Origin of the sequence: Nocardia grenadensis NBRC 108939 (assembly GCF_001613445.1) — a bacterium.
Classification (GTDB): Bacteria; Actinomycetota; Actinomycetes; order Mycobacteriales; family Mycobacteriaceae; genus Nocardia; species Nocardia grenadensis.
Genome location: NZ_BDCJ01000006.1, coordinates 281,541 through 297,270, shown reverse-complemented (window position 1 = coordinate 297,270; position 15,730 = coordinate 281,541). Strand labels below are relative to the sequence as shown.

5 protein-coding genes are annotated in these 15,730 nt (G+C 69.9%); 1 reads left to right on the top strand and 4 read right to left on the bottom strand.

Annotation, left to right across the window (positions count from 1 at the left end; all coding sequences use genetic code 11):
- Positions 1 to 197: 197 nt before the first annotated feature.
- From NGR01S_RS31920 to NGR01S_RS08235, 3 genes are all read right to left on the bottom strand, one after another.
- Entirely contained in the window at positions 198 to 10,385 is a 10,188-nt protein-coding gene (locus NGR01S_RS31920; protein WP_063035566.1) for a non-ribosomal peptide synthetase, read from the bottom strand.
- A gap of 256 nt (positions 10,386 to 10,641) precedes the next feature.
- Positions 10,642 to 11,625, bottom strand: coding sequence for a LuxR C-terminal-related transcriptional regulator (locus tag NGR01S_RS08240; RefSeq protein WP_063035700.1), 984 nt, complete (start codon positions 11,623 to 11,625; stop codon positions 10,642 to 10,644).
- Positions 11,626 to 11,699: 74 nt separating this feature from the next.
- Positions 11,700 to 12,527 carry a M23 family metallopeptidase gene (locus NGR01S_RS08235; protein ID WP_063035565.1) on the bottom strand — a complete coding sequence of 276 codons (828 nt, stop codon included), beginning with the start codon at positions 12,525 to 12,527 and terminating at the stop codon, positions 11,700 to 11,702.
- 515 nt (positions 12,528 to 13,042) lie between these two features.
- Here NGR01S_RS08235 and NGR01S_RS08230 point away from each other — a divergent pair.
- On the top strand, positions 13,043 to 13,435 hold the full coding sequence (locus NGR01S_RS08230; RefSeq protein WP_039828431.1) for an SCO5389 family protein: 393 nt from the start codon (positions 13,043 to 13,045) through the stop codon (positions 13,433 to 13,435).
- An 89-nt stretch (positions 13,436 to 13,524) separates the two neighbouring features.
- Here NGR01S_RS08230 and NGR01S_RS08225 read toward each other — a convergent pair whose 3' ends face one another.
- A complete protein-coding gene (locus tag NGR01S_RS08225; protein WP_063035564.1) occupies positions 13,525 to 15,162 on the bottom strand; it encodes a long-chain fatty acid--CoA ligase in 1,638 nt (545 codons plus the stop codon).
- Between the last annotated feature and the right edge of the window lie 568 nt (positions 15,163 to 15,730).

Here is a 15,730-nt window from a genome sequence, read left to right as displayed (position 1 = left end):
CCCTACCGTGCCGCAGCTTGGACAGCAGCCTGCCACAATGCGCCGGTACCCGGTATGGCACCCGGCAGGTTACCGGTCGGGGCGGCGCACAGCTACACCCGCGGAACCCGGCCGCCGGTCCGGCCCCGCCGGTGCGTCCCGGCCCGGCCGCGCCGAAACCCGCCGTGGCCTCTGGGAATCGGCCCTGTTCCACGCTGTCAGCCCAGTAGTGTGGGTAGGTCGAGCACCGTGCCGACACCGGACCAGGCCGCATCCGGCTCGTCCTGCTCGTCGAGGACGAGCGTGGTCAGATCCTCGAGTGCGCCGGGATCGAGTGCCGCCAGACCGGCGCCGTCGGACCACAGATGCGTGATCCACTCACCCGCCGGGGTCGCATCCGGCAACTCTCCCGGGAGTAGCACCACCGACGCGCCCGCGGCCCCGGCGGCCACGGTCTCCAGTACTGCCGCCGGGCCGTCACCGCGGCCGGCGCGGTAGGTCCTGGCCTCGTAGGTGAGTCCGGTAACGGTGTGCACCCGGGTCACCGCGGTGGCCAGCTGGTCGTAGCTCACCCGCCGGCCGGTACCGTCCACCACGACCAGATCACTGCCGCGCAACGGTCGCACCCGGTGCGCATAGGTGACCGGCCGCGGCGATTCGGCGGCGATCTCCGCGGCGAGCGCCGGCTCGTCGAGCAGCAGCCATTCGAGGTGGGGCGCGGCCGGGGCCCGGCCCACGGACAGCCCGGCCGTGACCGCCAGCTCCGCGGCCGCCGCGACCTCCAGGGCGTCGGTGGGCACCAGAGTGGCGCCCGCCTTCAATACCGCCCAGGTCGCCACCAGCGCGTCCACCCCGCGTTCCAGCGCACTCACCACACCGGTGCCTGGACCGCATCCCCGCGCGATCAGTACCCGCGCCAGTCGCGAGGACCGCGCGTCGAGCTCGCGATAGCTCACCGTGGTCTCGCCACACACCACCGCGGGGCCTTCCGGATCATCCTCCACCGAGGCGCTGAGAGTTTGGGCGAGCGCGGTTCCCGCGGTCGCGGCCGGTACCGACTGCTCGGCCGGGGCGAGTGCGCGGGGGCGTTCGGGGGCCTCCGAATAATCGATATCGCCCACCGGCATCAGCGGCTCGGCGGCGACCGCGGAAAGGGTCCGCCGCAGCCGGTGGCCGAACGACCGCACCGTTTCCTCGTCGAAGAGGTCCGTGGGATAGGTCAGTACGGCGTGCAGCCCACCGGGCGCCCCGTCGGTGTCGTAACCGGGGTCGATATCTATCCGCAGATCGAAGGTGGCGGTGAGCTCCCGGCAATCGAGCGACCACACGGACAGGCCCGGCAGTTTCAGCGCCACCCGCTCGTCGTTCCCCACCGTGAGCAGCACGGAGAACAGCGGATTGGGCGCGGTGGCCTGCTCCGCAGCCACGATCTCCACCACCTGTTCGAACGGGATATCGGCACGGTCGAACGCCGCCAGGGCGGTTTCCCGGGTCTCGTCGAGCAGTTCGGCGAAGGGCCGGGTGGCATCGACGCGCGTACGCAGGGCGAGCGTATTGGTGAACATGCCGACGAGGTCGTCGAGCGCCCGCTCATTCCGCCCGGCAACCGGAGTCCCCACAGCGATGTCCTCCGCACCGGTCAGCCGGTGCAGCAGGACGCTCACCGCGGCGTGCAACACCATGAACAGCGTGGCGCCGCGTTCGCGGGCGAGCCGGTCCAGTCCCTCGTGTACTTCGGCGGGCACCGCGAAACCCGTGGTTCTGCCCCGCATCGAGGGCATCACCGGACGCGGCCGGTCCAGCGGCAGCTCCGGTTCGCCGGTCGCGCCGCGCAACCGGTCGCGCCAGTACGCCGATTGCGCTGCCGCGACGGAGTTCTCGTCGGTGCCCGCACCGAGTACGGCGCCCTGCCAGATCGCGTAGTCGGCGTACTGCACCGACAGCGGTGACCAGCGTGGCGACTCCCCACCGACACGGGCCAGATACGCGGTCATCAGGTCACGCGCCAACGGTGCGAGGGAGGCCGGGTCGGCGGCGATACGGTGCACGACCAGCGCCAGCACATGCCGGTCGGGGCCGGTGGTGAGCAGCAGCCCGCGCACCGGTACCTGGGTGGTCACATCGAAACCGACCGCGAGCAGTTCGCCGATCCGGGTGAGCGCGTCCTCGGCGGTCTCCGATTCCAGACCGCCGCGCAGCGCCTGCGCCACCGGCAGGATCTCCTGGTACGGCAGTCCGTCCGGGCCACAGGGGTAGCGAGTGCGCAGCACCTCGTGCCGTTCCAGGACATCGGACAGGGCGTAGCGCAACGCGGACGTATCGAGCGCACCGTCGAGCCCGATGGCGAGCGGAATATTGTGGACCGCCGAATCCGGGACGAGCCGGTCGCCCGGCCACAACCGGTATTGCCGTGGCGACAACGGGATTCGTTCCGGCCGATCGACCCGTGCCAGTGCCGGTCGCTCCACCTGCGGGACGACCCCGGGGACCACCCGCGCGGCCAGCGCGGCCACCGTCGGCGCCTCGAACAGCACGCGCACCACGAGTTCGGCCGACAACTCCTCGTTGATCCGGGCCACCACCCGGGTGGCGCTCAGTGAATTGCCCCCGAGAGCGAAGAAATCGTCCTCGGCGCCGACACGTTCGACGCCGAGCAGATCGGCGAACACGTCCGCCACCACCGTTTCCACCCGGCCCGCCGGGGCGGTGTAGGGCGCCCGGCCGGCCACCGGCGGGACCGGTAGCGCGTCCCGGTCGAGTTTCCCGTGCGGGGTCAGCGGCAGCTCCTCGACGACCACCACGGCCTCGGGAACCATGTATTGGGGTAGGAATTCGGCGACCTGCCCGCGCAGCAGCGCCGGATCGAGGACGGCCTCCTGTTCCGCGGCGGGCACCGCGTAACCGAGCAGCCGGTCCCCTGCCACCTCGTCGGTGCGGACCAGCGCGACCGCCCGCCCCACCCCCGGGCAGCGCAGCAGGGCCGACTCGACCTCGCCCAGTTCGATCCGGAATCCCCGCAGCTGCACCTGTGCGTCCGCGCGACCGGCATATTCCAGATCGGCGCGACCACCGAAGGCGGCCCAGCGGCCGATATCGCCGCTGCGGTACATCCGTGACCCCGGCGCTCCGAACGGGTCGGCGACGAACCGGGTGGCGGTGCGGCCCGGACTGCCGAGGTAGCCGCGGGTCAGCTGCCGCCCCGAGACATAGATCTCGCCCGGTACACCGACCGGAGCCGGATGCAGTCGTTCGTCGAGCACGAAGGCGTCCAGACCGGGCAGCGCCCGGCCGATCACACCGGCCGGGTTGTCGACCAGCTTCTCGTCGAGTGCCAGGAAGGAGGCGTGCACGGTGGTCTCGGTGAGGCCGTACATGTTCACCAGCCACGGCCCATCGGTTCCGGGCCCACCGTGGCGTTCGTACCAGCTTCGCAGCCGGCGCAGATCCAGCGCCTCACCGCCGAACACCACATAGCGCAGGGCGAGTACGCCGCTGCTCTCGCCGGGCGCGAGCCGGTCGGCTTCCGCGAGTCGATAGAACTCCGACGGCGTCTGGTTGAGCACGGTGACCCGGTCACGGATGAGCAGTTCCCGGAACCGTTCGGGTGACCGGATTTCCGGCCGGTCGACCACCACCACCGATCCGCCACTGGCCAGCGCGCACCACAGCTCCCAGATCGAGAAGTCGAAGGCGACCGAGTGGAAAAGGGTCCACACATCGGCGTCGTCGAACTCGAACAGCAACTGGGTATTGGCGAAGAGTTCCACCACGTTGCGATGCGCCACGGCCACGGCCCCGGGCGCGCCGGTGGAACCGGAGGTGTGCACGACACAGGCCAGGTTGTCCGGGTGCAGCGGGGCCCGGCGCTCGGCCCCGGTGAGCGGTTCGGTGGAACGGTTCCCGGTATCGGCGAGCAGGATCACCGGCGTGTCCACGGTCGGGATCGCGTCACGTTCGGCGGCGGTCGTGAGGACGGCGACCAGGTGCGATTCGACGAGCGCGGCTTCCAGTCGCGGCCGTGGGAAGGCGGTGTCGAGCGGCAGATAGCCGGCACCGGAAAGCAACACACCGAGCAGCGCGACCGGCAACTCCTCGGTCCGCGGCACCGCCACGGCCACCAGGGTTTCCGGGGCCGCCCCGGCGGCGATCAGGGCGCGGGCCACCTGATACGACCGGCTCAGCAGTTCCGCGAAACTCAGTACGGTCCCGCCGGCCCGTACGGCCGGGGACCGCGGCCGCAGGCGGGCCTGGGCCTCGATGAGGTCGACCAGTGTCACCGCCGGCACCGGCACCCCGCCGCTGTTCCATTCCCGCAGCACCAGCTCGCGCTCGCCGGGAGCGAGCAGATCGATATCGCCCACGATGCGGTGCGGATCGGCGGCCACGGCGTGCAGGATCCGCAGGAGCCGGTCCGCGTGGTCGCCGAGCGTGGGTGCGTCGAACAGGTCGCTGGTGTAGGTGAAGGTCAGCCGCGTCTCGGCACCGGTATCCAGCAGGTCCACCCGCAGGTCGAGCATGTCCGGCAGGCGGGCGGGCGCATCCGTGGTGGCCAGCAGCACCCGGAAGGGCGGTTGTCCGGCGGCGGTGCGCACCGTATCGATCAGTTGCCCCAGCCGTTCGGTGCCGCGACCGCCGGTCTCGAAAAGCGCACCACCGGCGATCCGGGCGGCGTCGAGCAGTTCGTCGAAGCGCAGCGCCGGATCCAGATCGGTGTGCAGTACCGACAATCCGGCCGCGGCGTGCTGGGTATTGAACGCGCCGACGGCGATATCCCGATGCCCCGACAGCCGGGTCAGCAGAATGGCCAGCGCCGCCTGAATCACGGTGAACGCGCTCGTCCCCTGATGCGTCGCGATATCGTTCAGCGAATCGAGCAGGTCGATACTCAGCTCCCGCGTCAGCTGGCCGCAGCCGCCGGACGGGGCGGCCGGGCGCGGTCGATCGGCGGGCAGTTCGGCGCGGCCGACGAGCGTGCCGGGGGCACGCCACCAATCCGCCGCCGGGGTTTGCCCGAGTTCCGCGGGCACCGCCAGCAGCTGGCCCACGAGCGCGTGCAGTAATACGGAGAGGGCGCCGGCCGCGGATTCGTCGATGAGCTCGCGGCGATACCACAGGCGCAACAGCAGCCGGTCCGCCGACTCCGCCACCAGTGTCACCGGGTAATGGGTGAAGGCATGAGAAGTCTGATCCAACACCTGGAGCCCGTCGACGCCACCGGCAGGGGTCGGGCGCGCCGTGCCGACCGGGTGCGGGTCGTAGGCCAGCAGGGTATCGAAGAGTCCCGCCGCGCCCGGTGCCGTATCCGCGGCGCTCAGATGGTGATGGTCGCGCAGGGCATGCTGTTCGGACCGGATGCGGGACAGCAGATCCCGCACCGTCCATCCGGGCTCGAAACGCACCCGCATCGGGATGGTGTTGGCGAACAGGCCGGCCATCTCGTCGACGCCGCTCAACCCGGACGGGCGACCGGCGACCACGGCACCGAACACGATGTCCCGGCGTCCGGTCAGGCCCGCCAGCAGCAGCGCCCACAGCGCCTGCACCACGGTCTCGACCGTCACCCCGGCCGCGGCCGCGTATGCCGCCATGGCGGCGGTCTCGACATCGCCGAGCGCCAGATCGGCCTTCCCGATCCCGGTTTCCGGTCGGGTGGGCGGGGCGAGCACCGGAGCGAGTTCGGTCGGCCGGGCGCCCCGCAGAACCTCCGCCCAGCGGGCCCGGCCGGCCGCGGTGTCCTGCCGGACCAGCCATCCCAGATAGTCGCGGTAGGCCGGAGGCTGCGGCAGCGCCGCCGGGTCACCGTGGTGGGCGTAGAGAGTCAGCAGATCTGTGAGCAGGATCGGCGCCGACCGGCCGTCGAAGAGCAACTGGTGCGCGGCCAGCACAAGATGGGTACGGCCGGATACCGTGCGATACACGGTGACCCGCAGCAACGGCGCGGTGTCCAGGGCGAACCGGGTGAGCCGTTCCCTCTCCAGCAGCTCCGGGATCTCGTAGTCGCCGACATCGTCGACCACCAGCCACGGCACCGTGACCGTCTCGGCCACCAACTGCACCGGTGTCCCGTCCGCGGCGGTCACGAACGCGGTACGCAGGACCGGATGCCGGTCGGCGAGCCCCTGCGCGGCCCGGTGCAACCGGTCCAGGTCTATGACACCCCCGAGCTCGACAACGAACACCATCACATAGTCGTCGGGGCCGCCCGTCGTGAACTGGGAATGGAAGAACAACCCCGCGCCCAGCGGTGCCAGCGGCAGCACATCGGCCAGGCCCGAGTACTCCGCGCGCCAGGTATCGAGCTCCCGCTGCCCGACACGGACCAGCGGCAGATCCGAGGGGGTGAGACCCCCGGCCGCCGGGTCGGTCGTATGCCGGGCGATGGCGTTGACCGCGGCCAACCACTCGTCGGCCAGCTCCCGGACCGACGGCTCATCGACGATATCGGCGATGTAGGCGAACGAGGCCGTGATCCGGCCGTCGCCGCCGACGACGGCGTCGATATCGATCACTGTGTCCGCCGGCATATCCCGGTCGAAGGCGGTCGCGAACCCACCGAGTTCGCCGAGGGGCCGCCATGCCGTCTCGTCGGCACCGGGCACGGCCAACCGGCCCGTACAGGCGAACCCGATCTGCGCCACGGGTCCATCGAATTCACCGACGGCCGAGCGGCGCAGCAACCCGAAACCGAGCGGCCGCGGAAGCGCCACCAGCTGTTCCTTCACCGAACGCAGCAGCGCGGCGGTCACCGGACCCGCGGCCAGTGCCGCCCGAGGGTCGATATCGCAGAGATCCAGGGCCGCCGGATATGCCGTATCGAACCAGCCGACGGTACGGGTGAGATCGGCTCCGGGCAGTAGTGCTTCCGCGCGTCCGTCGCCGTACAGCCGGACCCGGGTGGTCGCGCAGTCCACCCCACGCCGGGACCGCCAGTTCCGCACCGCCAGGGCGAGCGCGGCCAGCAGCGGGCATTCGGGATTCGTCCGGTACAGCGCCGGCACCTCGGTCAGCACCACCTCGGCGATATCCGCCGGCACCTCCACCGCGAACCGGCGCACCGACGCGTGGGTATCGACAGTGCGGTCGAGTGCCCGCGTCCCGAGCAGCGGGTCCGGGGTGGCCAGCACCTTCCGCCACTGGACGAGTGCGGTATCGCGTTCCGGTGGCGCGACGGGTTCGGTCGCCGCCTGCGCCCACCGCCGGAACGAAGTGGTGACCGGCGGCAGCTGCGGTCGTAACCGGCCGGCCACCTGCGCCCAGGCCCGGGCCAGATCCGCCAGAAGGATCTGCCAGGACACCGTGTCGACCACGTAGTGGTGCACGGCGAGCAAAAGCACGTCGCGAGCGCCCGCCCGGCACAGCCGGGTCGCGGCGACCATCCGGCCGCCGAGCGGATCCAGCCGCGCCACAGTCGTTTCCATCGCCGAGCGGGCGGTCGCGGCGACCTCGGCCGGACGGGTCCCCGCGGGTACCTCCACCTCGGCCAGCAGCCAACTCTCCCCCACCGGCCCGCTGTCGGGAACCTCCCATCGGTACTGCCCGTCCTCGGCCACCAGCCGCGCCCGCAACATATCGTGCCGCTCCACCACGGCCCCGAGAACCGCCGCCGTCCAGGCCCGGTCGATCCCCTCCGGCAATCCCAGCACCCCGGTCTGCGCGAAACCGGAATGCACACCGCCCACGAGATACTCGGCCAGGATCGGGGTCGGCGGCACCGCACCGATACCGTCGGCCGGGATCGGTGGAGCGTCCTGCCGTCCGAACGCGCGCCGGGACCGGAGCTCGGGCTGCCCCGCCGAAGCCGGCGAAACCGCGTCTCCCCGGGAGCTGCGCCAGTTCTCCGGCGCGGCCCCGTGTTCGAAACGGCGGGCCGAAGGCGACAGGCCCGCCCCCGGTCTACTCGCGCGCCCGGATTCGGGCCGCGCGTCGCGCATCACCGCATCTGTCCCGGTAGGCGGAACGGCTTCCTCTATCGCCCCACGCGAACGTTGTGGCAGCGCAGGGTGATCCAGCGCAGCGCCCCGAGGCTGCGAAACCTCTCCGCGCCCCGGACTCCCGTCCCGAGGTAGTGCACCGAGCGCGAACGCACCGGGCCCATCCGGCGACACCTCACCGCCCCCACCTCCGGCGGCAGATCCCCGCGGCACCTCTCCCCTGGGTCCACGTGAACGCTCACGTCCGAACTCGTCGGCCGATGCCACCGGCTCGCCCCCGCGTCCGACGGCAGACCCCCGCGGCACCTCTGCCCTGGGTCCACGTGAACGCTCCGGCAGCGGTACACGTCCGAACTCGTCGGCGGAAACCGCCGGCCCGCTCCCGGACCCGAGCGCAGATTCCGGCAGCGCGCCTCGACCGACCTCACGGTCCGAGGCCGACGGCATCTTTCCTCCGATGCCCCGCGAATGTTGCGGCAAGGCAGCATGTTCCAGCCCGCCGGCCGATGCGTCCCCGCCCTCGTGCCCACGCGAAGAAGCCAGCAACCCGGACCGATCGACCTCACGGCCCGAAGGCGACGGAACCTCATCACCCTCGCGCCCACGCAAGGACCCCGGCTGTACACCTCGACCGACCTCACCGCCCGAAGCCGCCGGAACCGCTCTCCCCAACCCACGCGCACGCTGCGGCAGCGCAGCTCGCTGGAACCCGTCGGCCGAAGCCACCGGAATCCCACCTCCCTCGCCCCCACGCGAGGACCCCGGCAGGTCATCCCGACCGACCTCACGGCCCGAAGCGGCCGGCACCTCACCGCCCGCACGCCCGTACGAAGACCCCGGCAACTTTTCCCGATCGAGCTCGGCGGCCGAAGCCGCCGGAACCTCGCCACGTCCGATCCCGCGGCCGCGTTCCGGTAGTACTCGCCGCTCGCCCTCGCGACCCGAAGCCGGGGGCGCCGCCGCGGGTCCGGCCGCGCGCCTATCTCCACCCGGGCCACCGTGACCGGATTCGCGGAGGGGAGTCGGCTCCGGCTCGCGCGTACTCGCGGGCAGGGTTTCGTGTCCTGTCCGGTCCGCCGGATTCGGCGATACCCTTCGCTCCGCGAATCCATCCGAACCTTCCGGCGGCGCAACTCGGTCGAACTCACCGCTCGGCACCTGCCGAACCTCGTCACGCCCGGCCGCCCCGGACCCGCCGCGGCCCAGGTATTCGATCTCTTCGCCGCGCGGTGTGACGATCCGCCGCACCAGGTCGCCGGTGCGGTACATACGGGTGCCGGGCCGACCGAGTTCGGCGCCGAAGGGCGCGGCGATGAAACGCTGCGCGGTGAGCCCGCGCCGTTCGAGGTACCCGTGCGCCAGCGCCGGCCCGGACAGGTAGAGCTCACCCACCACACCGATGGGTACCGGCCGCAACCGGACGTCGAGAACGAAGACGCCTGTTCCGTTCAGGGCCGCCCCGACCGTGATCGGTGCCCCCGGCGCCGTCGTACCGGGACCGGTCGCGATGACACCGGCCTCGGTGTGACCGTAACCGGTGAAGAAGTTCCGCTCGTGCGCCCAGCGGCCGATCGGCTCGAAATCGCATGTGCCACCGATGGCGGCGACCATGTGCAGGTCGGTGAGCCCCGCCGGATCCACGGAGGCCAGGGCCGCCGGGGTGGTGAGCACATGGGTCACCTGTTCCCGGGCCAGCAGATCGGTGAGGTGGCGACCGTCGGAGGTCTCCGCGGGGACGAGCACCAGCGTGGCGCCGGAGGTGAAGGTCAGCAGTAGTTCCAGCACCGAGACGTCGATGTCCGGGGAGCACATATGGGCCACCCGCGAATCGCCGGTGATGCCGTAGTGGTCGGTGGCCGCCGCCACCACCGGGGCCAGTGCGCTGTGCGGGACCACCACGGCGACATGTTCCCCGCCCGGAGCGGATGTGTAGGCGATATAGGCGGGATGGCGAGCGTCGAGCATACGAACCCGGTCGGCGTAGGAGATCGGATGCCGCGCCCGTCGCCTGATCCGTTCGGCCTGTACCGGATCGTCCAGTTCCATCCAGTACAGGGACCGGCCCAGCGCGGATCGATAGCGTGAAGTGGTCAGGCCGAGAACGGCGCCCGAACCGGCGGCCAGCCGGTCGATCCGGTCACCCGGGAGGTGTGGGTCGATCGGTACATGAGCGGCGCCGGTTTTCGCGATCGCCCATATCGCGAGCACCGATTCGGGGCTGCGCGCGAGCCCGATCGCTACCGTGTCGCCCGGTCCGATCCCGCGTTCGATGAGTTCCCGGGCCAGCTGTGAGGACCCTTCGTCCAGTTCCTGGTAGGTGATCTCGCGCTGACGGGCGGGGTCGCCTGTCGGGTTGAAGCGGATCGCCACCTCGGTGGCGGCGGATTCGACGGCGGCGGTCAGCAGCTGGGCGAACAGCGGGCTTCCCGAACGACGCCGTCGACCAGCGAGAAAAGGACGGCGGGCAGTGTGCATTCGGGTGCGTTCACCTCTCGCATCGAGCCAGGTCCCGGCCCCTCACATACCCAGCGGGGGTGGAAGGGCATATGGACCGGGGCCGGCGCGGTGTGGCCATCATATTCGGGAGCGCCCCGGGTCGCCGCCCGGGGAACGAGCCGCGACCGGCGGCCGTCACGCCGTGCCGGGAGGTTTTTGCCGCCGTTCGGTTTCCGTGGCTACGCCGGATGAACAGGCCCGAGCATCGCCGCCCGTACCCGCTCGATGCACGGGTTCACAACCAGCCGCGCCGGATCGCCTGTACGCCGGCCTGGAACCGGGTGCTGGCGCCGAGCCGCTCCAGCAGCCGGGCGGTGCGCCGGACCACGGTGCGCCGCGACATACCGAGCCGGCGGGCGATCGTATCGTCGGTCGCCCCCATCCCCATCATGGTGAGGATCGCGCGGTCGCGTTCGTCGAGTTCGTCGGCTTCCGGCTGCACCGAGATCGGCGCGGACAGCGTCCACAGCACATCGAAACTGCGGATCAACATATCCAGCAGGGGTGATCCGTTGATCCGTAGCGCCATCGGGTCGGGGCGGCGTTCGTCGGTGTGCAGCACCAGACTGGCGCGTTCGTCGTCGGCGATGATCAGTTTGAACGGCGGATCGGGCAGGGTACGAGCCTGCGCACCACGGGCATTGGTGGCCAGGGTGTGCCGCAGCCGGTCCGCGTCCTGGTAGATCGTGTCCTGGTAGAGGATCCGGTACCGCACGCCCTCGGCCATCCGGGTCTGTTTGAGTTCGGCGATCCGGCTGTCGCGTTCGGGGTCGCTGATATGCGGGCTGCGCTCGACCATTTTCACCGAGTTGTCCGCGTTGGCGTGCAGCGACTCGAAGTCGGCGAGTAGTTCGGCCCGTTCGAAGACCGGCGAGATCACCCCGTTCCAGCCCTGCGAGCGCCGTACGGAACGGAAGGTCTCGCTGAGCCGGGCGGCGGCCGCGTGCATGGTGCTGATCTCCTGGCGCCGCCGTCGAGCCTCGGCTTCGGACAGCGATTCCGGCGCTTGAGCGTCCCAGCGCGGGGTGCCGTCGGGCTCGGTGAGCCGGATCACGGCACGCAGCCCGCACAGTTCGTCGAGCGCGTTCTCGACCACGGTCTCGGACAGCGCGGTGTGCCGGGCGATATCGGCGAGCCCCGACCGCGGCCGCTGCACCAGAGCCGCGTACACCCGTCCGTGGATCGAGTCGGGTTCGAAGATATCGGCCAGTTCGGTCATGCCGGGCGCCCGCAGTTCCGCCTCCAACCCCGCGGGGGCGGCAAGGACCGGACGGTCGAGCGATTCTGTCGATCTCAGTGTGAGGGTCCCCACTCCAGCGGCACCCCCTTGGACACCATCCAGGTCATCGGATCGATTTTGCTACCACCTTGGTCCCAGATCTCCAGATGCAGGTGAGGGCCGGTGGATTGCCCGCGGTTGCCCACGGTGGCGATCACATCACCCGCGTTCACCCGCTGTCCTTCGCTGACGTAGATATCGTTGACGTGCCCGTAGACACCGGTGGTGCCGTCGTCGTGCAGGACTCGGACCCACATTCCGAATCCGGAGGCCGGACCGGCCTCGACCACCGTGCCGGAGGCAACCGATTTGATCGGCGCGCCGAGTGTATCGGCGAAGTCGATACCGTAGTGCATGGCGCCCCACCGGCTGCCATAGGTGGAGCTGACGATGCCGGCGACCGGCCGGACCGCCGCGGCGGGAGCGAGCTGCTGATGCAACTGCTCGAGGGTCTGCTCGGCCTGGGCGAGCGGGGCGGCGACCTCGGGCGGCAGATTCTGCAGGCCGAACGGTGCGGCCACCGGCGCGGGCGCGGCGATCGGGGCGGCCTGGACCGGCGCGGGCTGCGTATCGGCGACCGGCGCGGCCTGCGCCATCCGCTCGGCGGAGGCGGGCGACGCGTCCGCGGCGGGCGTGACGGGTTCGGCCTTCACGGCCTCGTCGCCACCGCCGGGTAGCAGCGGCGTCGCGTAGGCGATGGCGGGAGCGACTTGGGAAGCGGTACCGATCAGCGCGCCTGCCGCGACAGCGGCGCCGGCCGCGGCACGGACCTTCTCGGCCGCGGTGGCGGCGGCGCGGTGGCGGCGGGGGCGGACCTGCACATCGTCACCGACAAGGCTCATCACGGTGATGGAGCTGGGGCCTAATCGATGGTGCGCCAAAGGTCCGTCCTCGCTATCCGGTCATCAGGGTCGAACGCCGTGCACGGATCCAGCTACTCGAGCCGGGTAAACGTAACGTTTCGGCATCCGTTGTGACGGTAACTCTACCGGCCCGTGATCGAATCGCAACCTTTTCAGAAAAAGTCCAGCTCGAGTGGGTAATACAGTCCGCGCACCCACTTGTGAACACTGTCTTTTTCGTAATATTCGCAAGCTTCTCGCGCCGACCCACGCGAGGCGGTCACCCCCCGGCAAACCCCGCACACCGACCCACGACAGCGGCCGTCCCGCGCGCTCCGCACAGCCGGCCATCAGGACAGCAATGACCCCGCTACCACCAAAGGCGGCCCCCGCGAACGAGTTTCACAACCAATCCACTGCTATTGACAACCAATTTCGATTAGACTCGGCCCGGCAGATCTGCACGCGGGTTTCCGCACCATCAGTTGCAAGACCAGTTGACCCAGGAGGTCGCCGTGTCCCTAGATGTCCCCACCGCTCTGCTGGAACGTGCCGAACGCGGTGACGTCACCGATGCCGAATTCGTCGAATGCGTCCGCAACTCGCTGCCCTACGCGTGGGAGGTCGTCAGCCGCGTCGCCGGCGAACTCGGTTCCGGCACCGCGGAATTCGCCGACAACGAAGTGGCCCCGCCGGACGAGACGGCGCGCGGGCAGCTGTTGCGCGCCTTGGCCTCGGATGCCATCCGGGGCGGCCTGGAACGGCACTTCGGCGTCAAACTGGCGTTCCAGAACTGCCACCGGGTGGCGGCGTTCCCGTTATCGGCCGTCGGCGGCGAGACCTACAGCCGCTTCATCAGCCCCCGCAACCAGTTGCTCAACCAGAGCCCGGAACTGCGTAACTGCTGACCCGGCCGGTCCCCGGCGCGAATTCGCGCCGGGGACCGCGCATCCGGCCGGCAACCCCGGCCGCGGATACCGTCGCGGTCCGCGCACCCTCAGTGCACGGTCGTGACGATCAGTTCTCCGTCCGCGTGCTGGGCCCGCAGCCGCTTCTTGTCGAACTTGCCGACACTGGTCTTGGGCACCTCCGTGATGAAGGTCCAATACTCCGGCAGCTGCCATTTCGCGAAATGATCCGCGAGAAATTCGCGCAGTTCGGCCGGTTCCACCGACGCGCCGTCGGCCCGGACGATCGCCACCAGCGGGCGCTCGTCCCACTTCTCGTCGGGGATACCGATCACCGCCGCCTCGGCCACCGCGGGATGACCCATCACCGCGTTCTCCAGGTCCACCGAGGAGATCCACTCACCGCCGGATTTGATCACATCCTTTGACCGGTCGACGAGCGTCAGGTAGCCATCCGGGCTGATCTTGCCCACATCCCCGGTGCGCAACCATCCGTCGTCGAACTTGCCGGGGTCCACATCCGCTCCGTCGGGCGAATAATAGGAACCGGTGATCCACGGTCCGCGAACCTCCACCTCGCCGAGAGAGTTCCCGTCGTTGGGCACCACGTTCCCGTCGTCGCCGACCAGCCGGGCCTGTACCGCGGCCGGGAACCGCCCCTGGGTGACCCGGTAGGCCCAGGCCTCCTCCTCGGTCACACCCTGCGGCGGCTGAGCCACGCTGCCCAGCGGTGAGGTCTCGGTCATCCCCCAGGCGTGGATGACCCGCACCCCATGCTTCTGCTCGAACGCCTTCATCATCGACGGCGGCGCGGCCGAACCGCCCACCACCACCGAACGCAGATGCGTGATGTCCTGTGGATGCGCCTCCAGCGCGGCGAGTACGCCGCCCCAGATGGTCGGCACCGCCGCCGCGAAGGTGGGTTTCACCGCGGCCATCATCTCCAGCAGCGGTGCCGGCTGCAGGAACCGGTCCGGCATCAGTAGATTCGCCCCGGTCAGCAGCGCCGCATAGGGCAGCCCCCAGGCATTGGCGTGGAACAGCGGCACGATCGCGAGCATGGTGTCGTCATTGCGCGCCCCCATCGACGAGGGCGTGGTCGCCTGCATGGCATGCAGCCAGTTGGATCGATGGGAATACACGACGCCCTTCGGGTCGCCGGTGGTGCCGGAGGTGTAGCACATCGACGACGGTGAGCGCTCGTCCAGCACCGGGAAGTCGAACTCGGCCGGATATTTCGCCAGCAGTTCGGCGTAATCGTGCACGGTCACGCCCTCGGGCGCGGCCAGCGACGCGGCGTCACCGTTCACCACGATCACATGCCGGACCGTTTTCAGATGTGGCAGGTACTGGGCGAACATCGGCACCAGACTGGCGTCGACGAGTACCACCTGGTCCTCGGCGTGGTTGGCCACGAAAACGAGCTGTTCGGGCGAGAGCCGGATGTTCAGCGCGTGCAGCACCGCTCCCATGGCCGGGATCGCGATATAGGCCAGGAAATGCTCGTTGTTGTTCCACATGAACGTGCCGACCCGATCGCCCTCGCCGATACCCAGATCGGTGAGTGCGTTGGCCAGCCGGGCCGAGTCGGCCCCGACCTCGCGATAGGTCATGGTGCGCACCCCGTCCCCGGTCCAGGTGGACACCGTGGAATCGCCGACGAAGGTGGACGCGTAGCGCAGCAGCGTGGCCAAGGACAGCTGGTCGTCCATCATGGTGCTCAACATCGGAAATACCCCTACTCATCTGGGCGGCGGACGGTCGCGCGGGGAGTCCGGTCACACCCCTGTGAGACACAGGAACGGACATGACTCACATCACACACCGCCGAACACTACCGTGCAGTAGCCGGGCGTGGTGGGGGTAGACGGAAACCGGGTGGATTCACCGGGAGCGCTGGTCGGCATGACAAAGGGGCGAATTGATGATCGCCGCCGGCCGGCGGGATGGAACGCAATGCCCGCGACGCCCCCTGCGGGCCACCGGCACTGCGCCATCGCCGCCGAGCACTCCACTGTGATAACGGGGTTTCCGGCCCACTGCCAAGTCAGATAACGAAATGACATCCAAACGAGACACGAACCCGGTTCATGACCCGTTCATAGGACGAATATCCACAGCTCGCAAGCATGTGGACCACCGGTTTTACCGCATCCGGGACAGTAACGCCGAACTCGGCGAGCGCTCGCTTACATATGCACGCGCATCACCTCTCCGGGCCCGATTTCGTGGCCGGAAATCTCGATTCACTGACCGCCGTTCTCTTCGACGGCACCGCCGCCCGACCTACTCTGA